Origin of the sequence: Actinomyces graevenitzii C83 (genome assembly GCF_000239695.1) — a bacterium.
Classification (GTDB): Bacteria; Actinomycetota; Actinomycetes; order Actinomycetales; family Actinomycetaceae; genus Actinomyces; species Actinomyces graevenitzii.
The window spans coordinates 1,556,773-1,582,046 of the sequence record NZ_JH470338.1 but is presented as its reverse complement, the minus strand read 5'-3'; the positions used below and the strand labels follow the sequence as shown (position 1 = coordinate 1,582,046).

Annotated in this window: 19 protein-coding genes and 2 pseudogenes; 7 read left to right on the top strand and 14 right to left on the bottom strand. The window is 53.5% G+C overall.

Translation table 11 applies throughout. The annotated features are described in order from the left end of the window. Positions 1 to 421 (top strand): annotated as a pseudogene (locus HMPREF0045_RS11060) (hypothetical protein); the annotation flags it as partial. A gap of 137 nt (positions 422 to 558) precedes the next feature. Here HMPREF0045_RS11060 and HMPREF0045_RS11055 read toward each other — a convergent pair. After that, the gene (locus HMPREF0045_RS11055) at positions 559 to 1,209 is read right to left on the bottom strand and encodes a VanZ family protein (protein WP_231196689.1); all 651 of its coding nucleotides are present in this window, start codon (positions 1,207 to 1,209) and stop codon (positions 559 to 561) included. Between the two features lie 461 nt (positions 1,210 to 1,670). Between HMPREF0045_RS11055 and HMPREF0045_RS06680 the strand changes: the two genes are divergently transcribed. Further along, positions 1,671 to 3,245: an aspartate:alanine exchanger family transporter gene (locus HMPREF0045_RS06680; protein WP_005986760.1), complete on the top strand. Its 1,575-nt coding sequence runs from the start codon at positions 1,671 to 1,673 to the stop codon at positions 3,243 to 3,245. A gap of 25 nt (positions 3,246 to 3,270) precedes the next feature. Here HMPREF0045_RS06680 and HMPREF0045_RS06675 read toward each other — a convergent pair whose 3' ends face one another. Next, positions 3,271 to 4,434 (bottom strand): AI-2E family transporter, encoded by a 1,164-nt coding sequence (locus tag HMPREF0045_RS06675; protein ID WP_005986757.1) that lies wholly within the window; start codon positions 4,432 to 4,434, stop codon positions 3,271 to 3,273. A 148-nt stretch (positions 4,435 to 4,582) separates the two neighbouring features. Continuing rightward, positions 4,583 to 5,404: an alpha/beta fold hydrolase gene (locus HMPREF0045_RS06670; RefSeq protein ID WP_005986756.1), complete on the bottom strand. Its 822-nt coding sequence runs from the start codon at positions 5,402 to 5,404 to the stop codon at positions 4,583 to 4,585. A gap of 67 nt (positions 5,405 to 5,471) precedes the next feature. Between HMPREF0045_RS06670 and HMPREF0045_RS06665 the strand changes: the two are divergent. Continuing rightward, positions 5,472 to 5,918, top strand: a pseudogene (locus HMPREF0045_RS06665) (S-ribosylhomocysteine lyase); the annotation flags it as partial. 152 nt (positions 5,919 to 6,070) lie between these two features. Continuing rightward, on the top strand, positions 6,071 to 6,913 hold the full coding sequence (gene mtnN, locus HMPREF0045_RS06660) for a 5'-methylthioadenosine/S-adenosylhomocysteine nucleosidase (RefSeq protein WP_005986751.1): 843 nt from the start codon (positions 6,071 to 6,073) through the stop codon (positions 6,911 to 6,913). A 38-nt stretch (positions 6,914 to 6,951) separates the two neighbouring features. Here the strand turns inward: mtnN and HMPREF0045_RS06655 are convergent, their stop codons facing one another. Both HMPREF0045_RS06655 and HMPREF0045_RS06650 read right to left on the bottom strand, forming a co-directional pair. After that, positions 6,952 to 7,905, bottom strand: coding sequence for a tetratricopeptide repeat protein (locus HMPREF0045_RS06655; protein WP_005986749.1), 954 nt, complete (start codon positions 7,903 to 7,905; stop codon positions 6,952 to 6,954). A 293-nt stretch (positions 7,906 to 8,198) separates the two neighbouring features. Next, on the bottom strand, positions 8,199 to 9,101 hold the full coding sequence (locus HMPREF0045_RS06650; RefSeq protein ID WP_005986747.1) for a DUF4862 family protein: 903 nt from the start codon (positions 9,099 to 9,101) through the stop codon (positions 8,199 to 8,201). 530 nt (positions 9,102 to 9,631) lie between these two features. Between HMPREF0045_RS06650 and HMPREF0045_RS06645 the strand changes: the two genes are divergently transcribed. Together HMPREF0045_RS06645 and HMPREF0045_RS10180 are read left to right on the top strand one after the other, a co-directional pair. Then, positions 9,632 to 9,910, top strand: coding sequence for a hypothetical protein (locus tag HMPREF0045_RS06645; protein ID WP_005986743.1), 279 nt, complete (start codon positions 9,632 to 9,634; stop codon positions 9,908 to 9,910). Between the two features lie 2 nt (positions 9,911 to 9,912). Then, a complete protein-coding gene (locus HMPREF0045_RS10180) occupies positions 9,913 to 10,869 on the top strand; it encodes a zeta toxin family protein (RefSeq protein WP_005986741.1) in 957 nt (318 codons plus the stop codon). A gap of 348 nt (positions 10,870 to 11,217) precedes the next feature. On the opposite strand, the gene HMPREF0045_RS06640 is transcribed toward HMPREF0045_RS10180, so the two are convergent. From HMPREF0045_RS06640 to HMPREF0045_RS06605, 9 genes are all read right to left on the bottom strand, one after another. Then, positions 11,218 to 11,415 (bottom strand): hypothetical protein, encoded by a 198-nt coding sequence (locus HMPREF0045_RS06640; protein WP_005986739.1) that lies wholly within the window; start codon positions 11,413 to 11,415, stop codon positions 11,218 to 11,220. Between the two features lie 319 nt (positions 11,416 to 11,734). After that, positions 11,735 to 11,935, bottom strand: coding sequence for a hypothetical protein (locus HMPREF0045_RS06635; RefSeq protein ID WP_005986737.1), 201 nt, complete (start codon positions 11,933 to 11,935; stop codon positions 11,735 to 11,737). A 168-nt stretch (positions 11,936 to 12,103) separates the two neighbouring features. Further along, a complete protein-coding gene (locus tag HMPREF0045_RS10530; protein WP_005986735.1) occupies positions 12,104 to 12,343 on the bottom strand; it encodes a hypothetical protein in 240 nt (79 codons plus the stop codon). Positions 12,344 to 12,393: 50 nt separating this feature from the next. Beyond that, complete coding sequence (locus tag HMPREF0045_RS06630) at positions 12,394 to 14,127, bottom strand: TRAFAC clade GTPase domain-containing protein (RefSeq protein WP_005986733.1); 1,734 nt, start codon at positions 14,125 to 14,127, stop codon at positions 12,394 to 12,396. After that, positions 14,127 to 16,553: a GAP1-N2 domain-containing protein gene (locus HMPREF0045_RS06625; protein WP_005986730.1), complete on the bottom strand. Its 2,427-nt coding sequence runs from the start codon at positions 16,551 to 16,553 to the stop codon at positions 14,127 to 14,129. Before HMPREF0045_RS06625 ends, HMPREF0045_RS06630 begins: the two co-directional genes overlap by 1 nt. 4 nt (positions 16,554 to 16,557) lie before the next feature. Continuing rightward, the gene (locus HMPREF0045_RS06620) at positions 16,558 to 17,520 is read right to left on the bottom strand and encodes a TRAFAC clade GTPase domain-containing protein (protein ID WP_231196688.1); all 963 of its coding nucleotides are present in this window, start codon (positions 17,518 to 17,520) and stop codon (positions 16,558 to 16,560) included. 252 nt (positions 17,521 to 17,772) lie between these two features. Next, positions 17,773 to 19,911 (bottom strand): DUF3987 domain-containing protein, encoded by a 2,139-nt coding sequence (locus HMPREF0045_RS06615; RefSeq protein ID WP_231196687.1) that lies wholly within the window; start codon positions 19,909 to 19,911, stop codon positions 17,773 to 17,775. Between the two features lie 637 nt (positions 19,912 to 20,548). Beyond that, the gene (locus tag HMPREF0045_RS06610; protein WP_005986724.1) at positions 20,549 to 22,153 is read right to left on the bottom strand and encodes an Hsp70 family protein; all 1,605 of its coding nucleotides are present in this window, start codon (positions 22,151 to 22,153) and stop codon (positions 20,549 to 20,551) included. Between the two features lie 27 nt (positions 22,154 to 22,180). After that, entirely contained in the window at positions 22,181 to 22,858 is a 678-nt protein-coding gene (locus tag HMPREF0045_RS06605) for a hypothetical protein (RefSeq protein WP_005986722.1), read from the bottom strand. A 1,202-nt stretch (positions 22,859 to 24,060) separates the two neighbouring features. Between HMPREF0045_RS06605 and HMPREF0045_RS10745 the strand changes: the two genes are divergently transcribed. Then, positions 24,061 to 25,274, top strand: a 1,214-nt coding sequence (locus HMPREF0045_RS10745; protein WP_005986719.1) for a hypothetical protein, incomplete at its 3' end; no start/stop codon positions are given.

Here is a 25,274-nt window from a genome sequence, read left to right as displayed (position 1 = left end):
TGGCGGGTGGCAATACACGCACGAACGACTCGTGCGGGCCCGCAACAGTGTGAACCGGCTCATCGGAGCCGAGGTGTTGTTCACCTACACCGACCCCCAGTTTGAGGGGGCGTTGCCGGCGATGAACAACCAGATTGAAGGCGCGACCAACGCGCCCTTGCGTCAACTGTTGCGCGACCACCGGGGAATGCGGCTGACCCGCCGGATCAAAGCGATCTTCTGGTGGTGCTACATGCACACCGAAAACCCGCTCCCACCAGCCCAGATCCTCAAAATCATGCCCACAGACACCCAGATTGAAGCCCAATGGGAACATGCCTCGCGCACACAGCCCGCAGCTGGTGTCATCCCTAGATGGGGCGACGCTATCGCCTGGCACGACCTGCACCATACAAGCCCCCACCGAAACAACTGGGACTAACCCTCCACCAACTCTTTTTGTCCTTTAACCCGGGCTGCTTGGGCTGGTTTTGCCTGTGTTTGCTTTGTTTTCGACGACGCCGCACCCCACTTGGGAGGTAAGAAAAGCAGGGTGCGTGGGCGACGTCGTCGTTGAAATTAGCGGGATTTACGCTGCAATGCCCACATAATTAGCAGCGCTAAACCCACGCCCAGGCAGGCCCCAATGCCGTTTTGAAAGACATTGTCTATCAGCGCGCGCCGGTGTAGGGCGGGGAAAAGCCACTGGATAGTTTCGGCTAGGGCGCCTAAGCCGAAGCCGCTTAAACACCATTTCCAGGGGCTGACTTTGGGCCAGCCGCCCATTACCAGGCAGCCCAGGGGCAGCAGCATAATCAGGTTCAAAACCACGTCTTTGCCGATCGCGTTTAGGAACCAGGGACCCACATTTTCCTTTAAATCAGCCACTTGTGCGCCACTGGGCCAGGTCACGGCCACAATCACCGCTAGCAGCATGGGTGGGGTTAAAAATCGGGCTAGGCGCGACATGGTGCCCTGGTCGTCCCAGGTTAGGCGGCTGGGCAGAGTGGTTTCTGAGCTGGGCTGGTTGGGGCGGCCGGGTTGGCCGGGTTGGCCGGGTTGGTTGGGTGGGCTGAGGTGTGAGCTGGCTCGGGTGGTTTCTGAGCTGGTCTGAGCGGTTTTGGGGGTGTTTTGGGGGACTTTCGCCCGGGTAGCAGCGGAGTTTTTGTTATCAATTTGCAACGCTTGTAGGGCGTTTTGGGTGCTCGCAGGGGCATTTTGGACGCTCACAGGGGGATTTGGGGAAGCATTTGGGACGCTCAGAGATGGGGCTGGAGTGTTTAGCAAGGCGTCTGGGCTGCCTGGGGGGACTTCGGGGGTGTGCTCAGAGAGGTTTGGGGCGCTTTTCGGAGCTTCTGGGCTGCCTGGGGAGGCATCTGGGGCGCCCGGGGAGGCAAATTTGGGGGATGAAAGGGGGGATTGGGACATATAGGCAGTCTAGAGGTTGAGTATTAATACTCGCGGGTGGCGGGTGCGTGATTTGTAATTTCACGCTGCCCGGCTCGTGGGGCTGCCCGGGCCGTGCATGGTCTGTCCAGGCTTGTGGGCTGCCGGGCCGCGCGCGGTCTGCCCCGGCCCTTGGGGTTGCCGGGCTCGCGCATTGGCTCGGGTCGCCCGGACTGTACAGCTGCGCCAGCGCCCCGGCCCGGCGCCTTAGCGCTAGGGGCGGCGTCGGTTAGCCTGTAAGGGTGATGCACGCGATCTCGCAGATTCTTAGCCAGGCCCCGATTTTGACGGTGTTTCTGGTAATCGGTTTGGGAACGGCGGTTGGGCAAATTCCTTTCGGACCCATTCGTTTCGGGGCGGCTGGTGCCCTATTTGCGGGCCTGGCCCTATCGGCAATATTTCCCGGCCTGGGCCATGACCTGACCCTGCTGCGTGCCCTGGGCTTAGGGCTGTTTTGCTACACGGTTGGTATTGCCGCCGGTAACACCTTTTTCAGGGATCTGCGCCGCCAACTGCCGCTCATGGTGCTGTGCGTAGTGGGCCTGGTTTTGGCTGGGTTTGCGGGGGCCGGTTACTGCCATCTGGTGGGGGTTTCGGGCGCCTACAACGCCGGCGCTTTCGCAGGTGCGTTAACCTCACCGGTGCTGGACTCGGCAATTGAGGCGGCAGGTAACCAAGACCCGGCGGTGGGTTATGCGTTGAGCTACCCGGTGGGTGTGGCCGTAGCGATCATCATGGTGGCCCTAGTGGTGCGCCGTAACTGGCCCTCCAGCAAAGACCCCCGCCCAGCCAGCGCGGACGGGATTGTGGCCACCAGTGTGGAGGTTAAACAGCGCATTGATTTAGCTACCCTGCCGGAGTTTCAAAGCGCCCAGTTCCGCCTGTCCTATTTAGAGCGCAAGGGCCAAACCCGCGTAATTAACCCAACTGAAGAGCTACTGCCCGGTGACCGCGTGGTGGTAGTGGGCACGCCGTCGTCGTTAAGCGCCGCAGTTGAGATGCTGGGAAGCAGCCTGGACTACTGCCTGGCCCACGACCGTTCCCATGTGGATTACCGGCGCCTGACAGTGTCTTCTACCGCCGTGGCCGGGCGCACCATTGGGGAGCTGGACTTTCCCGGGCGTTTTAATGGAGTGATCACCCGGGTACGGCGCGGCGACCTGGACCTGCTGGCCAACCCCGAAATGGTGCTGGAACTAGGTGACCGAGTGCTGGCGGTGGTGCCCAGCGAAAAACTGGAGGAGGCCGCCAACTGGTTCGGCGACTCTGAGCGGCGCGTAGCCCAAATCGACGCCTTCACCGTGGGGTTAGGTATGGCCCTAGGCGTGCTGGTGGGGCTGATCGAGGTGCCGCTGCCAGGCGGGATCACCCTGAAACTGGGTGTGGCCGCAGGGCCGCTGGTGGTGGGCATGGTGCTGGGCTGGGTGGGGCGCACCGGTCCCTTCATTTGGGGACTGCCGCACGCCGCCAACTCAACTATTCGCCAGCTGGGTTTGCTGCTGTTCTTGGCGGCAATTGGACTGGATTCAGGACAGGCCTTTGCAGCCGCAGCTTTCTCAGCCACCGGCCTTAAAGTGGGCGTGCTGGCGGCCTTGATTGTGGCTATCAGCGGCGGCGTGGTGTTGGCTGGTGGGCGAGTGTTTGGCTATAGCGCCCAGCGCAGCGCCGGCGGTTTGGCCGGTTTGGTGGGGCAGCCGGCTATTTTGGCTTTCGCTCTGTCTAAGGCCGACGACGAACGCATCGAAGCTGGTTACGCCACCTTGTTCGCTTTGGCCATTATCGTCAAAATCGTGATGGTGCAGGTGCTGGTAGCGCTCTAGGCGCGGCGCCCACTGGGTAGGAGTTTTACTGGGTGGCCGACAATAGATCTTGCTCTACCCGGTCGGGCTCGCTAAAGGGCTCATCGCCTGCCGTCAAAAACACGCTTAGCCAGCGTGAACGCGGGTCAGAGTCAATCAGAACGCACTTGGCAAACAGGGTTAGCGGCACTGCCAGGATCGAGCCCAGGCCACCAATAACCATGGTCCAAAAAGCCAGTGACAGGAACGAAGTGGTGGTGTTCAGCCCCACCGCGTCGCCGGTGAACTTAGGCTGCACCAGGGACTGAATTACAAAATTCAGCAGCGAATAAGACACAACCACCCACAATGCGGTCCACGGCCCATCAGCCACCAGTGCCAACAGGGCCGGGGGGATAACCCCCAAAACAAAACCAATGTTGGGCACATAGTTAGTGATAAAAGACAGCACACCCCAGGTGATAGCCAGGGGCACACCCAAAATCCACAGCATAATCACGTCAAAGACGGCCACGATCAAACCGAAAATAGTCGAAACCATCCAGTAAGAGCGCACGGCCCCGCAAAAGCTAGCGACGGCGTCGTAAATACCGGGCTTAAGCACCCGCAAAGAGCGAGCCCGCACCGCCACCGAGGAGGTGTCGAAAGCCAAGAAAAACACGGTCAGCAGCATCAACAGCATCAGCGAACCGGTGGAGGTCACCGAATCAACCACCGACTGAGCCAGGTTAAGCAGCTTAGAAGTGTCAAAAGCGCGCGCCTGCTGCAGCAGCCAATCCTCATCCACCCCGAAACGTTTCACGCTGCGCATCACCTGATCGAAAAGCCCCGTGAATCTGGAGGCGTAATCAGGCAAAATCATGGCGAACTGGCTGATAGCCACCACCATAGCCACCACCATGGCGGCGATAAACGCATAAATCACCAAAATGCCGGTGGTAGCCGCAAGCCAACGCGGCAGGCCTTTTCTTGTCAGCCACTGCACGCCCGGGCGCACCGTGATCACCAGGGTTAACGCCAAAAACACCGGGCCCACAATTGAGCGAATAAAGTACAGTCCCAAGGTGGCCGCAGTGGCCATGGTCAACACAGTTAAAACCACTTCGCCCTGCGTACGCGTGTCACCGGTGCGGGTCACTTTCGGGCGTAGTTTCGCTATTACAGCCTGCGAGCGGTTAGCGGCAGCTAGTTGCGATTTGCGGGTTTGCATTGCTAATGATCGCTTGGACATGTGTTTATCCAATCATGGCCAAGCCCGCACACGCATTATGGCGTTGCGCGTGTGGGTGCTACTACGTTGCGATCGTGGGTACTACTGCGTTGCCTGTGCTGGCACTATGACGTTGCGCTTGTGGGTACTACTGCGTTGCACGCGCGGGCACTTGCGTCTGCAAAAAAGCGTCGACGACGTCGTAGTAAGCCTGCGGGTTAGCGCGCCTAACCTGGTGGCCAGCCCCGGGCATAACCTGGCCGCAAATATGGGGGTTTTGCTCCATAAGCTGCGCCAATAGCTGCGCCCCCACCCGCGCCTCGCCGCGCCGATCGCCGGTAAGCAGCAAGGTGGGCAGGCTAATGGACTCCATGAGCTGGGTAAATTCAACCTCGGGCGCCACCACGCCAGTGCCTAGCAGGGACTGATCCAGCTGCTGCGAGGCCCACAGGGATGGCAAAGCCTCCTGGGCGCTGGGCTGACCGGGCGTGCCCGCGTTTTCCAGCAAGGCCGCCAGTGAAGCGGGCAGATCCGCCAGAGTGCGATTTACATGGTTAGCCCGGGCCTGGCCGCGTCGCAGCAGCTCAGAGGGGCTACGTGTGCCATAGCGGGCCGGGTCCTCAAGTACCAGAGCGCTAACCAGGTCTGGGCGCTGGGCGGCCACCACGGCGGCTGTGGCCGCGCCCATCGAGTGCCCAATCAGGATCGGTTTAAAACCCGCTGCGGGGGTGGGTAGGTACTCAAGCACCTCGACGACGTCGTCGACCAACTGCTGCCCGGCACGTAACAGATGCTGGGGCTGCCACCTGGGGGAGAGGCCGTGACCGCGCGCGTCCAGGGCAATAACTCGCCAGCCGCGCTGCGACCAGTGCGCGATAGACGGCCAGTTAGCCGCCGCCGAGGAAGTAATTCCGTGCAGTAAAACCAGTTGTGGGGCGCCCACAGGCCCAGCTTGGATAGAGGTAAGCACCCACTAATTATTTCTGAAATAGACTTAAGACATGAGTGAATTGGAACCCGGCGTCGCTAAACCGCGCATGAACGTGGAGTCATTTAACCTCGACCACCGCCTAGTCAGCGCCCCCTACGTGCGCGTAGCCGACCGCAAACGTCTGCCCGGCGGCGATGAGCTAGTCAAATACGATGTTCGCTTTACCCAGCCCAACCAGACACACCTAGAAATGCCGGCTGTGCACTCCATTGAGCACCTCACCGCCGAGCTGATGCGTAACCACACCGACAAGCTGATCGACTTCTCACCCATGGGCTGCCAAACCGGTTTCTATGCGCTCACCCTAGGTCTAGAGCCGCCACAGTTCATGCAGATCCTGGAGGCCACCTTCCGTGACATCCTGACCGCTGAGCAAGTGCCCGCAGCTAATGAAGTGCAGTGCGGTTGGGGTGCCAACCACTCACTAGAAGCCGCCCAACAGGCGGTAAGTCAATTCTTGGCGCAGCGCGCAGTGTGGGGGCAGGTCATGGCCCAGACTGCGGGTGAACCTGAGGCGCCGGCAGTCGAAGCCCAGACGGCAGCAGGCGAGACCAAAGCGCCGGCAGTTGAAGCCCAGGTGCCGGTGAGTGAAACCCAAGCAGCGGCAACCAAAACCGCCAACTGAAACCGGGGAAGGTCAGAGCCGTGAAAACTTGTAATTTCAACACTGCGCCGATCATTCAGGTGGCCATGGATGAGGAACTGGCCCCCTTCCTGGCGGCAACCGAGCCCGCCAAAATCGACCAGGTGGGCATGGAGCAGCTACAGCTAGGCCACGCGGCAGTCTACGCGCGCGTGCTAAGCCCGGCGGTCAGCGCGGCTGAAGGCTCTGCTGAGGCGGCAGGCGCTGAAAGCGCGCCAAGCCAGACCCCGGACGCTGAAGGCTACCCGGTGCTGCTGGTGCGCTCCAAGATCGGCGGCACTAACGCCGCAGCCGCCCTCACCAGCGTAATCAGCCTGGTTTCCAAGCAGCCCCGGCTAGTTGTCAGCGCCGGCACCGCAGGCGGCCTCAAATCCGGCATCGCCGTGGGTGACGTCTGCGTCTCCACCACCCTGGCCTACACCGACGCCGACGCCACCGCTTTTGGTTACGTACGCGGCCAGCTGCCGGGTATGCCCGCCACTTACTCCAGCGACGACGTCGCCCGCGACATGGCCCTAGCAGCCAGCCCGGCCCTCAACGCGGCCACCCCCACCAGTGCGAACGCCAAAATCTACAGCGGCCAAATGCTGGCCGGCAACAGTTTTGTCACCGCTGCGAATGTGGGCGACACCCGCACAGCCTTCCCTGAGGCCATCAGCACCGACATGGAATCCACCCCGCTAGCGCAGGTGTGTGAAGCCTACTCGCTACCATTTATTGCCGTGCGAGGCGTCTCTGACCTGTGTGGACCCGAGGCTGGTGAAGACTTCCACATTGGGGTTGACGAAGCCGCCGCGCGCAGCGCCGCAGTAGTAACCCAGCTGGTGCGTAGCTACCTAAAGTAGAGGGCGCAAGCCAGCAGGCTACGAGTGTTTTAGCTGCTCTAACAGGGCGGCTGCTTCCTCGCCGCCTCCAAAGTGCAGATGCCTTTGTACATCCTGTCAAAAATAGGATCATCGGGTTCTAGAGTTTGCTTCATGTCCGCAATTAACTGCTTCAAAAGAGCAATAGACTTGTCGATCTGTTCTATTTGAGCGTAAGTGATTGCATGGTTATAACGCGCAATAAAGGTGGTTTTGTGCTCTGCACCAAAAATCCGGGTACTTTCCGAAATAGCCGTTTCATATGCAGCAATAGCGTAGTCAAATTCCTTGTTTGCCGCGAATTTTTCAGCCAACTGGTTGAGGAGACTAACCCTAACAGGATCGTCATCAGCTATATCTGAATCGTTTTCAATAATCCCCTGTTTGCGCAGAGCTTCAGCTTCTTCATATCGCTCAACTGCTTCGTAAGCGGTAACAAGGTTAGTGCGGAAGAAAACGGTATCTTTGTGGTCTGCCCCTTGAATCTTAGTGCTGGTAGCAACCACCTGTTCTAACAAACTGACAGCCTCTTGGGCCCTATCAAAAGACATGTAGCCAGTTGCAAGGTTGCTGCAGTAGGTAATAGTGTTAAGGTTATCTGCCCCTAAAACTCGTAAACTGTCAGCAACTAGCCGCTCTTCTATGTCAACGAATGTCGAAAGATCCCTGTTATCTAGGTAAAAATGCGCCAATTCGTTACGTGCCTTAAGGGTTTCAATGTGATCAGGCCCGAAATCCTCCAGCGATTTGGCTAGATCATAGAAAACCTTAGCTTTTTTCGGTACACCATAATCGCGCAGAATATCAGCTAGGCAGTAAATGCAGCTAATCTGTTCTTTTTGTGAATCTTCGATATCCCAGTAAAGCTTTAATGCTTGATTAAACAAGTTAAAAGCTTCATCAAAATTGCCTTGTTCGCGGGCCTGCTCGCCTTGGCGTACTAGCTGTGCGGCGGAGTCGTTATCGGCAGACATAAAAACGCTCTTTCCCTTGGATAATCACGGTCAACAAGTAGAGTAATAACGGCTGCGTTATACAAATATTCTTGTTGGTTTTTCAATTCTGTATAGCAGATAAATCTTTGTCAACTGCGGGTGTGGGGCGAGTCGAAAAGACTCGCCCCACACCCGCAGAATTAGGCGGTTTTACACCAGTTTTTTGGCTTCTGGCGAATTGCCTAAAGGTTTAGGTATTAACCTATTTAGATATTGATTAAGGTGCTGGCCTTTAACCTAGGGCGTTAAAGACCAGCTTTAACCAAGTAAACCTAGTTGGTGATTTCGCAGGCCCGGTAAATGTTGGTTAGCATCGCCAAGCGCTGCTCCAAGCTAGCCTGCTTGGGCACGCACACCTTAGCTCCCAGATAGTGGCAGCCCTGGTTTAGGGCCAAGTGAGCGCAACGCTTGATTTCCGCGTCACTCATTAGCGACGTCGGCTCATCCACCTGGGCTGGCAGGTGACCATCAATCCAGCCATAGCCATACTGGGTTTCTTCCGGGCCAGCTCCAGAGAACAGCAAGCCATCCAAAACCCCGCTCTCACCGGCTGCAAGCACATGCTGGTAGGCGGTTTCGGCCTGACGTCCCTCCACCACAGAGCGGCCCCAGTTAATGTGCAAACCAATACCGAACTGGCTTACCACCTCGATCTCAGTTTCCAGCGAGAGGAAACCCTTCTCAGGTTTGCGCTGCTCAATGAACTTATCGCAGTGCTCAATCACCAGTTTGGCGCCAAACCAGTCCCAAGTCAGCAGCTGCTCAAGCGAACGCTTAAAAGCATCGCCATCAGCCAAACCAGTAGGAGCCGAGTGCAGCTGCACCCGCGCCACCAGGGCGCGGCCAGAAAGCTCACATAGCTGACCCAAGTCGCGCTGCAGTAAGCGGGTGAATTCCAAAGCAGCCTGACGGCCGGCGTCGTCGGGAGAAGCTAAACCAAAGTTAGCGTCCTTCCAAACGTGCTGCATTGTGCCCGGAATGGCGGTAATAGTGTTGAAATTCCAGTGCTCAGCCAGGCGGCTAGCTAACAGCGGGGCCTGCGTGGCCAACTGTCCCGGATAGGGGATCTCCACGCCGCTAACCCAAGGCTGGGCAGCTAACAGCTGATAGTAGTCAGCCTCCAGCTCCGGGGCGGGAAGTGAAGCATAAGCTCCAAGAACAAAAGGGGTAGCCATCTTTAGCCTTCCTTAATGAGCTCGTCGTTGCCGTCTTCAGGACGCACATAGTCGACATCGACCAGTTTGTGTGGCAGAACATTGGTGTCAACAGACATCATACAACTATGATGAAAATTTGGGATTAATTTTAGGTGTCTACCAGTGCATGACTATCCTGCCTGATGGCACGCTGGGTCTACTGTGGGAGCGCGAGATACAGGGTCTGTATTTTCACGCGCATTCCGCTGGAATAGATTGAGGCCGCCAAGTAGTAGCAGCGGCAGTCAACTAGCAGTGGGCCGGCATCTACTAGGCGACGGCGGCTGCTAGAGCAGAGCAGCAAAATAGCAGCCGGACTTTAGTGGCACAGCTGCAAGCGCAGAGCTACAAGTCAGAGCTGCATGAGCGGGTGGCTACCGTAATTGGTGGCCACCCGCTTGTTGGGGGTTAGCGATAGTCCCCTAACAAAAACGTCAGGAAGGTGAACCTGTAGAGGTCGGCGTGTAGGGATATCATGATGTCATCATGTAGTGAAAGGTGTGGTTTTCGTGGCTGATTTGGGTCGTTGGGCTGATACTGAGTTGAGTGTTTTGTATGACATTTTCTATGAAACTGGTACGCGGCTTATGGGGGCGTTTGTTGCGTTGAGGTATGCGGCGCAGGATGCGGGTGATGAAGAGCAAGATAGGTTTTGGCTTGGTGAGTCTCATCGGGTAAGGGATGCGCGTCGGTCGGTTGATTCTAATGATCGTGCAGCGATAGTTGCCATGATGGAGGCTTTCAAGCATGAGTTGCGGTACATCAACTATGCGCGGGGAGTGAAGTAACCATGGTCGATGCAGTTACTGCTCGAAGAGCTTGGAATACTGCCAAGACTGAGCTTTTTGGTGGTGTGGTGCCTTCTGTGTCGCCGGTTCTAGTTTCGATTGGTGCCCAGCCTGGGGCGGGTAAAACTAGGGCCTTAGAGGCTTCTTTAAAGACGTTTTATTCGGGGCAAACTTTTGTGTCGATTATTGGTGATGATTTTCGTAAATTTCACCCGGATTATGAAAAGTTATGTGCGTTGCCTGATCCGGAAGTTATGCCGCGCGAGACGGCTGAGTTGTCTGGCTGGTTGGTGAGGCAATCGTTAGATTATGCCTCTGAGAATGGATATTCTTGTGTGGTTGAAGGTACGCTGCGTAATCCGGAAACAACTTTAGGTACGACTAGGCAGTTTGCTGAGGCGGGTGCTTCTACTCATTTAATTGTGTTGGGGGTTAGTCCGGCAGAGTCGTGGAGTGGATGTTTAGAGCGTTATATTAATGCTTTAGAAGAGGGGCAAGCTGCACGTTGGACTCCGTTAGAGGCTCATAATGCTGGGTTGGAAGGAACGCCGAAAACTTTACGTGCTGCTGAGGCTGATTTATCGGTTAAGCGTATTAGTATTGTTGATAGGGCTGGAGTGGTTCATTATGACAATGAACGTGGTGTTGATGGTCAGTGGTTAAAGCCTGCTGGGGCTGTGGGTGTTCTTGAGAATTTGCGTGGGAATGTGGCTAATAGGGCTGAGGTTATTGAGCGAATTGGTTTACTTCAAGAGCGTGCTGTCAGGTTGGGTGTGCCCGGTACTGTACAAGATGGTATTAAACATGCGGATGTTTTAGCTAGGGGCGGCGGTAAGCAGTTGCATACTAAAGCGGACGTGATTGCTGGGATAAAGAATAAAGCGCATAAGATGGGTGACAAAAAAGCGCGACAACCACGGTCACATTCTATTGAAAGGAAAACTGACCCTAAATTATAGGGTTAAGGCTTATACTTCGCTTTCGTCTATGATTAGTTTAAGCTCCTCGTAAGCCCAAGACTATAAACAGCGGTTAACTGTTACTCCTGTTAAAACAGCTTGTCTGTTAGTTTGTGGGGATGTCACGTTGCTGGTGTTCCCACATGTTCTATGTGCTACCCTGACATTTCTAATCCCAGAGTGGCAAGTAAGCGGGTGGCTACCATAATTGGTGGCCACCCGCTTAACTTGGGTGTGGTAGGCAGATTGGATCTGCCAACATCAGGGTTATTGTGCAAAATAACCCTGATGAGTGAGCTTGCTAGGAAGTCCCTAGTATTGGGGTGTTGTCGACGTGCATCTACCCCATCAGTGGGAAGAGTACCGCCGATTAACCCTCTCTTCGGATTCCGCTGCGAGCTCTTCCACGCGCTTCTTAATAGCCTTCTTCATTTCTTTTCTAGAAAATTTAGGCGGCTTGTCGCCGGGCTTCCACTGTCCCTGTTCTGGCTGCCAATCTTCTATGTGTGAATTTTCTGGGTCCCAGTATTCAGAATCCTTGGCCATGAGTTGGTCCTCCTTGTGATCGGATTGATCTCTATTAGTATAGTATTTTTTAGCTTTGTAGACTGAAAGTAAAAAATAATTTTACATCCTGGACATAGCTATAAGGCCCTTTACAAGAGTTAATCAGTTAATCAATAGCGGAGCTGCAAACGACAGAGTAGTAAGTAAGTGGGTGACTACCAATCTTTATGGTAGTCACCCACTTACTTGTGTGGTAGGCAGATTAGCCTTGCCAATATTGAGGTTATTGTGTAAAAACCCCAACGAGTGTGATCGTTAGAAAGCTCCTAGTGCAGGGCGCTATCGACGTGCATTTACCTCATCGGCGAGGAGGGTAACGACTGTCAAGTTCCCTTAGAACTTCATCCACAAGATCTTGCGTGCGCTTCTCGACGTACTCATTCACTTTCTTTTTAGAGAATTTTGGCATCTTGTCGCCGGGCTTCCAGTGTCGCTGTCCTGGCTGCCAATCTTCTATGTGTGAATTTTCTGGGTCCCAGTATTCAGAATCCTTGGCCATAAGTTGGTCCTCCTTATGATCAGGTTGATCTCTACTAGTATAGTATTTTTTAGTGTTCGTAGACTGAAAGTAAAAACTAATTTTACATCCTGGACATAGCTGGAATTAAAACCCTGTCCAAGAGTCAGTACAACGTGTCACCTGGTTAGCTATCTAGCCTATCCAATTTTATTCCCATGGATAGTGAAGTAAGCCGCTCACTGTTTTACGAAGTGATTCACACCAATCAAGCCAAGCGTTCAGTGCACTAATTCCTTGGTGGTCAGTTATTGCCCAGTCGATAAAAATAAATAAAAGAACCCCAAAGATAAGTATGTGAACTAGGTTCCAGAGCCAGCGAAAAACTCTATAAGTGTCAGGAATGTCTGCATCACTATAAATGCGGTCAGTGGGGTCGTCATCGTTCATTGTATGTTCACTTTCTCTTGTTATGAGTTGACGACTTTGGGGATCTGATTCTAAGAATTAGAGTCCGAACCCTTGCTGGTGGCTTCAGGTTTTAGTGAAGGCAATAGCTTAATTGGTACTTCTTGAGAACTCAGTACCCAGTCGATAACTCGCAGGGGGTTTAGCGGATCATGCAAGTCGCGCAAAACTAAAGAGTCGATCGCAAAGAAACGTACATCCCCAAAATCGCTCTCAATACGGCGAACAAAACCATCTTGTTCAATCTCAATTAGCCAATCACGCACAGTGTCGGAAGTTTGTGGATCTAGAGATTTCCCGATAGGAAGCTTGCGAAGCACATCAGTCTTTGTGAGAACTACGGCAAGGTGGCGGTTTCTAAGGTCCACAGCCTCTGAGTTAAGCCTGTCAACCACTGAAGCATAGGCTTCCTCTTGGTCACCGGTAGCAACCAAGATCTTAGATAGATCACGGGCAGTACTCATTTGTGCCTGTACGCGTGGTAAAGCAAGCGGATCAAGTACAAAGACCATTGTCGGTGCCGAGTTAACGTAGGTGAGCTCTTCAGTAGCTTGCAAGTTAGTGAAACTCTCGCCAGCTGCATCCATAACCTGCAACTCAACAGTCTTGCCAGAGCCAGTTGTCAGCTTGAGCGGTCGTCCTTCTGGGCGCATAGTATGGATTGTTTTTTCGGTGGCAGTGCCAGAATCCAAAACTTGAGCGGAGGCTCGCAAGAAACCATCTGCCTCAAGATTAAGTCCCGTTAGTGAGCCATTAGTGGCTGCAAGTTGATTCCCTGTTGCTGTAAGTGCTGCTGCAAAGAAACGAGTCTTGCCGGCGCCAACAGATCCGAAAGCAGGAAGCTGAATAGTCATACGGGATCCACTACCTGCCACGAGCTGTGCCCCACAGCTGGGGCATAGTGCAACAAGCATTCCTGCAGCTCCCCTAACCGTAGTTGGGAAACTAACACCGCAGGCACAGTGACGCGCAAAAATACCAAGCGGCCCCGGAGAAATATCGTGATGCACAATTGTGCAATCCGGGTTAAGGCAGTGATAGACCGGCTGAGGGTTGGTCTCGTAGCAGTAGGGGCATTTAACGCTGGCCCGCAGTCGAGACATCCGAGCGTGGTCCCATAACCGATACAGCGATATAAATAGCAGCTGTAACAGGCAAACGACGCTGCCAATAACAGCCATAACGAGTAGCCAAACTATGTAAGAAATGTATAGAACTACCACAAATGCGACATATGGGACGGGAATAAAAATAGCCCAAAGACACCATAAAGGAATTTTGGATAGGGGTCCAAATATATCTCCAAAATCATGAAGCCACTCAGGTATGCTGGGAGTAAGTGAATCATCTTGTTCCCAAATAAACATGTTGCAGGAATCTACTAATACTGTGCGCAGATCAGCATGCACGGCCATCGCATCAAGCTTTGCCTGATAGGGATTATATAAAGGCCATGCCTCGTCCCAGCCAAAGTGCTTAGCAAACCCGTGCGGCGCGTGCTTAATAATACGCTTTGTTTTCACCAGGTCTGGGCTGGCTAGCTGAGGCTCTTCCTCTGGAAAATCAGTAACAAGTACACGTATTGGAACAATGAAGCCAGTAATTAAAGCAATTATGGCCGCGATAACTGATGCGCAGCACCAATAGATAACTACCCAAGAAAAGATTTTCAGTAGCGAAACTATGGCTAGCCAGAGAATAAAGCCGCCAGCAACTACGAGTCCAATAAATAGAGCTACTGCAATTAAGCCAAAATTCTCATCCATTAGTTATCCTGCCCCTTTATGTTTAACAGACCACTAGCTGCTTTAGTCAGTTTCCGCTTAAGGCGCCCCTTCTTTGCCTCTTTAACAAAGTTTTCAAAAGCGCCAAAAGTTTGCTGATTTATTAGGTTCTCCTTGGCTGCCTGGCTCACCAGGCCTCTACGCGCACGATCATCAGATACTTCAACTAGGAAGTCCTCGGCCCCCTTAGAGGGGGATTCTAGAGGCCCATGCATGGCTTTCAAGGCCCAGGTAACAGCATTAGCTGTTTCCCTAACGGTGCTCGGTCTGGTGCTTAAAAAGTAATGGACAGATTTACGTGCCCAAGTCTCACTTGCACCAACCAAATGTGACACACCCACAGTGTCAGGGCTGGTGAGAATAATCTGCCCCAGAAAATCTGGCATAAGTGGAGACATAGCCGGAATATAAGTTAGCACCGTAGACAGGTAAGGATTTGGCCTACGCGAGTAGGCAGCAGCATCGCGACAATACTTGGTTGCAGTAACTACCTGCGCAGCATATGCGCGCAGCCGCTTGTCGCATACCCCAATCCCTGACTGATTCAGGCAAATAAGCAGTTGGCGCAGCTCCACCAGAGGCTCCCCGGTAGCCAGGGCAGCAAAAATCTGCTTAAGGAGCCACCTGCCTGCTTCAACGGAAAGCTCGCGTTGAGTTTGGGCCCAAGCAATGAAGAATTTATAGTTTTCAGGCAGTTTCGCCTGGCCAAACAGCAGTCTCCAGCTATCAGGTGGTAGCTGCCCTGCAGTTTGTAGCTGAGCGGTGCATTCAACAGTAGGCAGCTTGGCAAGCTCAGCAGCAACGTTCCATTGCCCCACAATTGCGCGCGACGTCGTCGTTAAAGCGGGACTTGTTGCCAGCCATGCCCAGGTGCCCTGCATAAGTAGTTGCAGATCATCCTGACCACCTGCACACCAACACTTCACAAGTGCGTGGGCGAGCTGCTCAACGATCTCCTCGACATGTTCCCACTGCTCACACTGCTCAGTTAACTCGGGGTTAGATGCCCACAAACGCGCAGTCCGGGCTAGCACCTGTGGCCGTAATGAATCCACAAGTGGGGTGCCAATAACGCTAGCTGTGGTCAAAACTGCTGGCAAAAGGCTGTCAGCAGACTCAGTTGCCACCTGTGATAGCAACAGTGAAGCCTGGGCTTTAGCGCTTTCATCCTCCCAGTCCAAACGCAGCTGGGCGGGCGCCGTCGTAAGTGTCTCCAGCAGGGCTTCACGTAAATGAGGGCTAGCGCAGGCAGATTCCAAAGCTGACATTAAAAGTCCAGCAGCAAGGTCATGGCTGCCCGACTGTATTAAGGCAACTACTGTATTACCCGCTAGCTGCGCATCCTCAGGCGTGCTTAAAGCGCAGGTGACGGCAATATCAAGCAGGGTGTCGCCGTAGAAGAATAGTTCGTCTTCTTGTTCGGCCTCAGCCAGGTCGTGTAGCGCCTGCGTAGCGGTGAGCCAATCGGTGTGATCTCCATGAGTTTTGGGGAATGAAGCGAGGCTAGCAGCACGTGTAGCAAGGTCGCGGCCAAGGTACTCCTCCCAGCGCCTGGCAACGTCAATTGCTGCAAGTGCAGTGGCAGAGTCTTCTTTAAGGAACCAGTTCGCCTGAATCAATGCTGATTCGCTGGGGGTAACCTCAGCGATAGCGCGGCGGTCTAGATCAATAATGTTTACCCCAGCCCGTGGCGTGGAAGGATCGGGTTGGGGGCCAAAATCTGGGCTGGCTGCCACAATATCCGCTCTTGTGGTCATGGGGTCTGCCACGAGACCACGGATACTTAGAGAGAGCGAACGTGATGTTTCAATGAAAAGCGTAGCCAGAGCGACCCATTTCATAGCGAGGGTTGCGTCAGCGGTGATAATAATCAGGCGCTTGTGGGCTGGGTCGGTAACCTCTTCCACCATGGTGAGGAACTTGGGGAAGATGCTTGCAGCCCAGGCATTAGCCTTAATCATTGCCTGTAGCGCTTCTGCCTCAAATCCAGGATCTACCTCAAGCGGGGAGGACCACTGGTTTAATGTCTGGCTAGGAGCCTTTTTAAGGCGCCAGCTGGTAGCTCCCAGCAGCTGGGCCGGGCGCATCATGCCAAAATCATCAGGATCAGAGGTGACAATAGCCTCGGTTAGTAGGTTGCCAGGGCGGCCATTGTTGGTGACACCCGTTGAGATACCACGCGAGAGGTAATAGCGCCCGCTGTGCCCGTAGTAGGCGAAGGAAGCTGGGTGATCTAGAGGATCATGCTCAACGTTCCAGCCCACAACCACACGGTGAAGCATGTTGCTGCGGATAACCTGACGGTCTTGGGCGGTTATACCTTCCGAGATGGCTTGAAAGTTGAATCCATCAATGCCATCAATGGCCTCATTGGCCCGAGTGTCTGTATAAATTGCGACGTCAAACATTTCCTCAGCCTTGCTTCGGGATAAAGCCGCGTTCAGTCATAAGCCACAGCAGCGGTTCTGCCACGCGGTGGGGGATGAGGCCGCGTTCGTCGACGCGTTGCGTGGAGTAATCTGGTTCCGCTCCCAGGGCTGATAGGCCGAAGAAACGGTAGTTTGCGTAGTTAGTGTCGAGCATTGTTAATAGCCCGTCCCCGCCCCAGTGAGAAACCAGAGAGGCAATGTGGTCGTGCACGGATGTGGCTTCAGCCTCGTCAAAATAGGGCAGCTTCGAGGAAGGCTGACGGATTGGGTTGTTTGCGGGAATGTCATCCCAGAAGGCGTCAATTTTAGAGATGACGACGGCGACCGGCTGCTTAATCTTCCGGTTTAGTTTCGTCCGCTCGTTTTGACGCAAAACTTCTGTGATGGCGTGCAGGACGTTTTCTGGTGAGGTTTCGACCTGTTGATCAGCTAGAGCTTTGCTTCGCCCAGTGTTGTTGGGGAAGCTGAAGGGGTCAAGCAAAAGGATGATCCCATCGGTTGCCAGCAGGTATGTCATGCTCAGGGCGCGCTCATCGGCGGCCAGGTCTTCACCTGCGGTGTCGTAGAAGGAGAATACGGTTGATTTGTAATCGCCTAGCGTGCTCTTGGCGATTCCGTCACGGGGCATCTTCCATTCGAACACCACCGGGGTGCTTTTTTCTCCAGCGGTTTGCTGGGTCTGTGGTGGCAGCTGTCCAGCTGTAGATTCCATCTGGTCAAGGAGGTTTTGTAGTTTCTCAGCCTGGCCGTTTTTTTCGTTCGCCCCATACAGGGTGATTACGTGCCGGAAGCGTCGAGCAACGGGCCCGTTTGTTGCCAACTCGCGCATGAGCACCGCCAGCATTACGGTCTTACCTGCTGAGCGGGCACCAACTAGACCAAAAAGCGGGGAATCGCTTGAGAAACCATCAGGTAGACGCGAGTGGCATTGTGGGCATAGGCGCACACCGGTTGTCCCCAGGCAATCAGGGCACGTAGACCTTCTGATTTCATGGAACATTGAACGGTTTGAAGGCGTGAAAGTCGGGTAGTACTCGTTTAGATCACCAAAGTACGTTGAGCGTGCGTCGTCGACTTTTTTGCTGCACGCTTTCTTTCCCGCGACTGGGCGACCAAGGCAGCGGAAAGTAACCTTACGCAAATCAATATTCGTGTAGCAGTAAGGGCATGGAGCCATAAAATTAGTTAGACGCATTTGTCACCCTTTCATGGATGAGGTGGGTGGATCGTTAAGAATGATCTTTGAAGCTGGGTCAGCAAATAGACGTACCCAGTAGGGGCCTTTAAGTTTGGGCACGCGGAATGTGCAGGATTGGGTTAATCCTGAGGAAAAGTCCAAATGGAGATGGGCGATTTCTTGTCCATCTGTAGCTTTAGCGGGCATAAAAGCCCCAGGGGTTAGCACTGCTATAAGATCCACGGTCCCGGTGAATTCTTCACTGGTGACACTTGCCCGTGCCTCATGTCCACCAAACACTCCTTTGGGGAGTTTAAGCTGATAGGACATACTGGGTGGGACTGCTTCCAGGCTGATGGTTACTGGCGTTAAAGCAGCTGTTTCGCTGAGGCCAATCACTACTGTGGCCACGCCTACCTCGGTAATTAGCTGCGCATTGGGGATATTCACCCCGCCGTCATGTTTATAGGTGAGCCTATCTACGCGTTTTTGTCCCTTTTTCCCATCAAGACTGGACCAAGTCACGTCCATCATGTAATCACCGTGAGGCCAGATCCAGGAGACCTTCAATTCGGAGCCAAAACGCATTGCCTCTACTTCACGAGGGTGCGGCATTTTGCCGGTAACCAGAGAGTTTCCGGCAATTGCTTCACTGCCATCCCAAGTAAGTGGCACAAGCATGCGTATATCTCGCAGCTCATAGAAATCCATTGACTGGGTAGCGCCGTCATTGCGGATAGATCCAACCACCCGTTTAGCAGTTAGCTTGTCGAGCTTATCTACGCTTAGGAGGTCACCTACCTTCACAGTGCTGTCAATAGGGAAGGCCCATAAATCTGTGGTGTAGCCAGGAACTTCGCTCCACTTGGCTCGCACTCCCGCTTTACCGTTAGGCATTGTTACGTTGGCTAGGCACAGGTCGCGCACAGCCTGGACAGTGCCACGTGGAGTTACATCAATTGTGGCTGTTTCAGAAAGGTTAGATTGGCCGTTAACAATGTAATGGGCTTTGAGGACAAGCGTGTATTTTTCCCCGAGCTTGAGGTTGTCAATAACCATTCGCCCTTGTGAGGTGGCCGGGAATTTACGGCGTGAGCCATCAGCTTCCACTACCTCCGCTGACACCCCAGCTGCCTGCTTGGCTACCTGCCAAAACACAGTTGCATCAGTGTTGGTGACAGCCGCATTGATATCAGTTGGCGGGGGCAACACAGTGAGGGTAGAGACTGCCGGGGTGGAATAGGCTCCCTCCTGTCGCAGCGCAAAAACTGCATAAACGGACTGTTGCGCAATAAGTGGATCGGAGTCGAAAGCCTCCTGCTCAGTTGTTGAGGGTACAACCTGGAACCCAGCTTTAGGGTTAGCTGGGGCGCCGGAATCACTACGTACTACTACATAGCTGACATCTTGATCCTGGCTGCCCCGCCAAGAGAGAAGCACGCCATTACGGTTTGAAGAATAAGTCAGGCGCAAATTAGTTGGGGCATCTGGAGGAATCTGAGACAACAGACGGACAATTTCTGTGTCTTCATGGTCTACTGCCTGTGCATCAGCTAATGCCTGGCGTGCCCGGGCATAGTCTTTTGCCTCTACCGCTTTATGGTAAGCATCTAATGCGGATTGTTTGCGTTTCTCAGCAGCTGCTAGAGCCTCAGCTACCTGCAAAGCTACAGGATCTTTTTCCTCCCCAGCTGTGCCAATAAACGAAGTGTAAAGGCGACGTGCCCCCGCTAAGTCACCAGCAGCAATCATTTCTTTAGCGCTGGCTAAATCTGGACCTTTGCTGCCGCCGCCCCCCGTAGATACACTAACCACCAGCCTGCGAGCATCTTGGTCGTCGAGGCCAAGTGCTGTGAGGCGGTTAAGTGCCAATGTTGGGGTAAGTCCCTGGCGAGCTACCAGGTTATCTGCCAAGTCAGCAAACCAGGCTAGAATGAAGCTTTGTAAAGCAGCGTCAGTAGGAGACTTCTGTGCAATAACAGTCAGGGTTTTCTTGGCACTTTCCGTGGCATCGTCAGAACGGGTATTAGCAGCCGTCTTAGATTTTTTTATGTCAGCGGTGGTTACACGGCGGCGGCTGCGTCCATCGACGACGGCGCTTAACTCATCAATTACGCGGATATCGCTGGGGTGTGAGCCCCGCTCATGTATAAGCAGCACGTCAACAAGGCTGCGAAACGATGGGTGCAGACGTAACTTTGAGGATGAAACCCCCAAGTCCGCCATCGACACCTTTAACTTAGGGTATACCTCTACCCCTCTTGCTTTAACTGCACCTGCCAGTTCCTTATCGCTAACAGATGCGCTAATCCCATAGGATGAAGCCGCTTTACGTAATTCCTCAGCTGTAACAACACCAAGAGGATTATCTTGTTTAACGGCTAAAGCAAAAGCTTTAAGCTCCTCCTTGCGGATTTGTGAGGTCTTTTTAATTACCTCATCCCAAAAAGCCGGGTTGGAAATGTAATCACCCTGTGAGGCTTTGGAAGTTTTGACCAATTGCTTGATCGAGACCACCACAGGGATCCTGGTTTTGTTCAGGAACATTTCCAGGTCCCTGAAGTGCTTTGTTAACTCGGCATTAGACATGCCAGGAGTGAGGGCGAAGAGTGCGGCGGCATCAGCCTTGGCTAATGCCGTAGTTACACTAGCGCGATCGGTTGCATCATTGAGCGCCCGAAGAGCGTCTGCAATAGCTGCCTGTTTGGATGCGTTCGCTTTCAGTGGTTGCAGAACGGAATCCCGATACGCTTTCTTGTCGAACACCGTAGTCTTCGCCTCACTCCTGTGCTTCTATTTAGGATCGGGTAGTGATTAGGGCGATCTGCTGCTTGGCCTTGTTGACTTCTTCTTGAGTCAGGACCGAGACCGCAGCCTCTGCCTTGAATGACTTACCGCTCTGCGGTTCGACAACGACCAAGGTGGCGACGCCTTCCGTTGAGACCTCCAGGGTGATGTCAATGGGGTCGTGCGCGTGCAGATACGGCAGGCCAGTAATGGTCGTGCTCGGACCTGAAACCATAGCCTTGTTCGCCTCTGGCTCTTCGGTTTCGGTTTCGCCGCCCTGCTCGTAAAGATCTACTGAGACCTTCGACTGACCATCGTAGAGAATGCCAGCGTCCAATGTTGTTGAGAGGGGTAGCGTCTCGTTAGCGTGTGCGAGGAAGTAAATGTACTTATCGTATTCGTCCTTGCCGACTTTTCGAGCTAAACAGACTCCCAATCCGCGCGAGAGGACGTTGGTGACAACTGTGCGGCGCAGGCCGACTCCTGACAGTGACTTTGAACCTGAGTCGCCGGATGCGGCGTCGGCATCTGCATTTGAGAATTCTGGCGTAGGCAGCTCACCTTGGCCAAAGATTGCTGCACCCTTGGCAACAGACAGGTCAAAGTCTGTGTTTTCTACGTTGAAGCCAGCTTCAGTCAGGGCCTCCCTGATCATGGGCATACGTGAAGAACCACCCACCAGCAGGTAACGGTCAACATGCAGGTTGGGGAACTTCTCCTGAGCCGTTTCGATGACACGTCGAGTGATTTCAATGGTTTGTGCCACCAAGTGTGAGGTAGCTGCTTCAAACTCTTCTCGGGTGACCTCAACGCGCTGCTTCTTGTCTTGGAAACGCAGCAGCAGGTTAGTGGAGGCGCGTACGGTGAGCATCTTCTTGGCGTCTTCTACCGCCACTCGCAGCTCAGTCATGAAATCGTCATCCAGCGAGGGGTCATTGTCCTCGTCAAGACCAGCCTGTTCAATGAAACGCTGCAAGAACAGATCTTCTAGGCACTGGTCCCAGTCAGCACCACCCAGCAGGCGGTTTCCGTCAATCGCGATGACTTCCACGTTGCCGGCGCGCGTCTTGAGGATGGTGGTGTCGAAGGTACCGCCACCAAGGTCGAAAATGAGCAGGGTTTGCTCTTCTTCCTGACGGGCGCATAGTGAGATAGCGGCTGCGACGGGCTCGGGGATGATACCGACGACGTCGAGACCGGCAATTTCCCCAGCCTGCTTTGTAGCTTGACGCTCCTGGGTGCCAAAGTAGGCGGGCACGGTGATAACAGCTTTGTTGATATCAAGCCCGTTCTGGCTGTTGGCGTTGTTTACCAGCTCTTTAAGGATCAGCGCAGAGATAGATTCAGGAGTGTATTCCTGCCCCTGGAATTCGAGCGGGTATTCCTCACCCATGTGACGCTTAATCAGGGAGCACGCATTGTCAGGGTCGCTGACCTGAGTCTGCTTGGCCTGGCTGCCGACGTCAACAGTTCCGTCGTCGTTGAAGTACACAACCGAGGGGGTAGTGTCGTCGCCTACGAAGTTTTTGATGATTTCTGGAATGCCAAGTTCGTTTACTAGGGCAACGGCAGAGTAGGTCGTCCCTAAGTCAATTCCATATACCTTGTCGCTCATGCGAGGGTTCCTTCCTAATTTATTGATTTATGCCTGAGTGGGCGCGGTGTCTAAGGCCGCGTCATAGCGGTAAACGCTTACCTGTGCGGGTAGGAAAGCTCGCTCCGCACCAGGACGGATAAGTCCTTGTCGTAGCACCTTTGCCACGGTCCAATCCAAGGCGCGTTCACCTGTTCGCACAGACTTGCGTGAGGCGTGGACGGCCCTGTCAAAGGTATCGCCAGGTTTTGCTCCAACTGAGTCGATACCGATCAGATCGAGCGCTTCAATGAGTGAATCGTGGAAGAACTCGAACTCAACGTCTGCCTGGTAGCCTTCGCCGTGTGCGCGGGCCAGCTCCACTGACTGCGCTGACTGGGTTACCAAGATTGCCAGTTTGACCATGACCGGCCCGAGCAGCTGCTGAATTTGGTCGTTCTGGAGTAGCTCGATGCGGCTTTGCAGTTTGCCTACTAAATCCTCGTAGAACTTTGCGCGCTCGTTGAAGGCACTCAAATTTGTGTCTACGCCTGCGATAAGTTCAGCGATTTCAGAGTTAGTTACTTTAGCGTCCACATTGTCGCTAGTTTGGGTTCCTCCCGGGGTTGCATTAGCTGTTTCCGCAGAGGGGTAGCCAGGCGTCATGGCTGGCGCAGGGGGGTAATAGCCGGAATTTGCCTCGCTATTTTGCCCATAGTCTGGAACGGTGCCACACGTATCGTCCATCGTAGGTCTCCTTCAGTTGTTACAGATGTCGACTGCAAGAGTCGCCAAACAGAAGGGCACGCCAAATGACCGCATTATGCGGTTGGTTGGGTGTCCTAACCGTCAAGTGTGGTATGTGTCAGCCACCAAGTGACTGGCAGAGAAATTTGCCACCCTTAGCCCATATGGGAATCGCTGTGGGTGCCGCAGCACCGTGCCCTGCGGGACACATTTTTTGGTGCATTGCTCTATTCTCCAGATGTATACGAAACGCTTAACGACCATTTCACAAACTTTATCTGGTCGCAACCGCGTTAGTGCAGATCAGAACTGTTTTGTACCAGCCGATCGGGAAGTATCCTACATCACCACCATGTGGCTGTCCACATTGGATTGTCACGAAGCGCTGTCATTGTCTGCAATAGAGTCGTTGTTTTGTTAAAAGAGTGAAAACTGTTGCAAGTGCCTCTTGGGTGGAGGCTTACCGGACACGTCTTCACAGAGTGGGGGAAGTGTGGGCAGAACAGCCCAAACTCCTGTTCTTCGCTAGTGCGTTTAAGCGGTAGGGGTGGATTGGTAGTTAATTAAGCCGAAGGTGTCTGCGAGTGATGAAGATCAGGTTAAGTTCTAGACCATTTAGGGTGTGGTGGGTGCGAGGTTGGTGTTGATCGGCTAACTCTAGTGATCGTGCGGAAAATACCCCGATTTTGGAAGCTTTCAGGTGTGTGCCTGCTGTGTATGCGAGGCAAGGTGGGTAGTGATCGCAGAGACATAGCAGTATTGTGGGCAGCACTGGAGTGGTTCATCATGACAATGAACATCATGTGACCACCACTACACAGGGGAGAGTGTCGTGAGGCTTGACGGGAAATTGACTGCTCGGCAGCTTTGGAAGATTGCATCTGACAAGGAACGTCGAACACCTGAATTGTTGGATGCGATTATGGTGCATCCTTCCACGTATCTGACTTTGTTTCGTTGGGCTATGTATGCTCAGAAGGAACCTGATGCTACTAATTATTTAAAATTTGTTTTGCGAATTTTATGTAAAGTAAAATGTAGTTATCCGATGATGGATTATAGGGTTTTTCGGTAAGGGCTATTACCGAAAAAGAGTGATGGGACTTGGCGGCACGAGCTTGGGTATATGCGGCTCGTACTGAAGATTTTAAAAATGAGGCTACCTATAAAAAGTCTCAAGGCAAACGGGAAGGGATTTAAAAATGCTTACAGATGACGTAGTAGCTCAGGCGGGGCAGGTTGCAGGGAAAGTCGTAGAGATTATTGTTGGAATAATGGCGCGTCAAGGACCGGATCTGCTGTTATGGGCATTGAAAAAGGGTGCCAACATGTCGGCTTCAATGATCATGACTTATATGCGTAGCAACATGCTTGATCTTTCCACTTTGCATCAACAAGCAGGTGGGGACTTACGTATGTTTTCAATCGCGCCTGAACTTGAGCGCTCTGTTAAGGCTGACTTGCGTCGTCGAGGGGTAGGTTACTCGATTGAGCATGGAGCAGACGGTAAAACCTATCTTCATTTTTCTGGCAAGGATATAAGAACAATCCAGCATGGGCTTAGGCAGGCAGCTGCAAGGTATGAGCGAAAGTTAGAAAAACGCAATAACAGGACTATTAGAAGATCTCTTAGGCGTGAAGCCTGGGCCAAATTCCGGCTTGGAATGGCTATTAGCCGGCCTAATAGGCGTGCTCTCAATCTTAAATCTAAGGTTGCGAGGGCTAAGTATGATGTTAGCGAAGCTCGATACAAGGCTGGTGAGGCCTTGGGTAATGCTGAGCAAGCTAGGGATGCGGTGAAACAGGCTACCTTAGATAAGAGGGCATTGCCGTATAAGGCCTGGCTAAGGGGTAAAGCCAGGTTCTTAAAGTTTAAAGCGGAACGTGCCCAAAAGAAGCTTGATAAGCGTATTCTACGGTCTCACAAGTTGGCTTTAGACGCTGAATACGCTCAATCTAGGGCTGACCGAGCTGAGAAACGTGCTCAGAGTCGTTTTGAAGCCAGGTTTGAGAAGATTCAAAGGTGGAGGGATAAAAGGCTTAAAGATAAGGATAACTTTTACTCTCAACCTGTACCTTATGAGCCTGTGCCCTATGAGGACCAACCTGACCGTAAGGATGATCAGCAGCCTGACCGCGACAAGAAGCGCGATGAGGACAAATCCGACCGCGATAAGGATCCGAAGCCTGATCTAGACAATGACCAGCAGCAGCCTGATCGTGATCAGGATCAGCAGCCCGATCGCGATCAGAAGCGTGATGAAGGTCAGCCTGACCGTAAGGATGACCAGCAGCCTGACCGTGATCAGAAGCGTGATGAGGGCCAGCCTGACCGTAAGGATGACCAGCAGCCTGACCGTGATCAGGATCAGCAGCCCGATCGCGATCAAAAGCGTGATGAAGGTCAGCCCGACCG

Bases quoted from the DNA above. Each gene is read 5' to 3' on its own strand.
- HMPREF0045_RS06630 (WP_005986733.1), bottom strand. From the start codon at position 14,127: ATGGATGAGAATTTTGGCTTAATTGCAGTAGCTCTATTTATTGGACTC.
- HMPREF0045_RS10530 (WP_005986735.1), bottom strand. From the start codon at position 12,343: ATGAACGATGACGACCCCACTGACCGCATTTATAGTGATGCAGACATT.
- HMPREF0045_RS06625 (WP_005986730.1), bottom strand. From the start codon at position 16,553: ATGTTTGACGTCGCAATTTATACAGACACTCGGGCCAATGAGGCCATT.
- HMPREF0045_RS06655 (WP_005986749.1), bottom strand. From the start codon at position 7,905: ATGTCTGCCGATAACGACTCCGCCGCACAGCTAGTACGCCAAGGCGAG.
- HMPREF0045_RS06635 (WP_005986737.1), bottom strand. From the start codon at position 11,935: ATGGCCAAGGATTCTGAATACTGGGACCCAGAAAATTCACACATAGAA.
- HMPREF0045_RS06680 (WP_005986760.1), top strand. From the start codon at position 1,671: ATGCACGCGATCTCGCAGATTCTTAGCCAGGCCCCGATTTTGACGGTG.
- HMPREF0045_RS06605 (WP_005986722.1), bottom strand. From the start codon at position 22,858: ATGGACGATACGTGTGGCACCGTTCCAGACTATGGGCAAAATAGCGAG.
- HMPREF0045_RS06675 (WP_005986757.1), bottom strand. From the start codon at position 4,434: ATGCAAACCCGCAAATCGCAACTAGCTGCCGCTAACCGCTCGCAGGCT.
- HMPREF0045_RS06640 (WP_005986739.1), bottom strand. From the start codon at position 11,415: ATGGCCAAGGATTCTGAATACTGGGACCCAGAAAATTCACACATAGAA.
- HMPREF0045_RS06610 (WP_005986724.1), bottom strand. From the start codon at position 22,153: ATGAGCGACAAGGTATATGGAATTGACTTAGGGACGACCTACTCTGCC.
- HMPREF0045_RS10180 (WP_005986741.1), top strand. From the start codon at position 9,913: ATGGTCGATGCAGTTACTGCTCGAAGAGCTTGGAATACTGCCAAGACT.
- HMPREF0045_RS06650 (WP_005986747.1), bottom strand. From the start codon at position 9,101: ATGGCTACCCCTTTTGTTCTTGGAGCTTATGCTTCACTTCCCGCCCCG.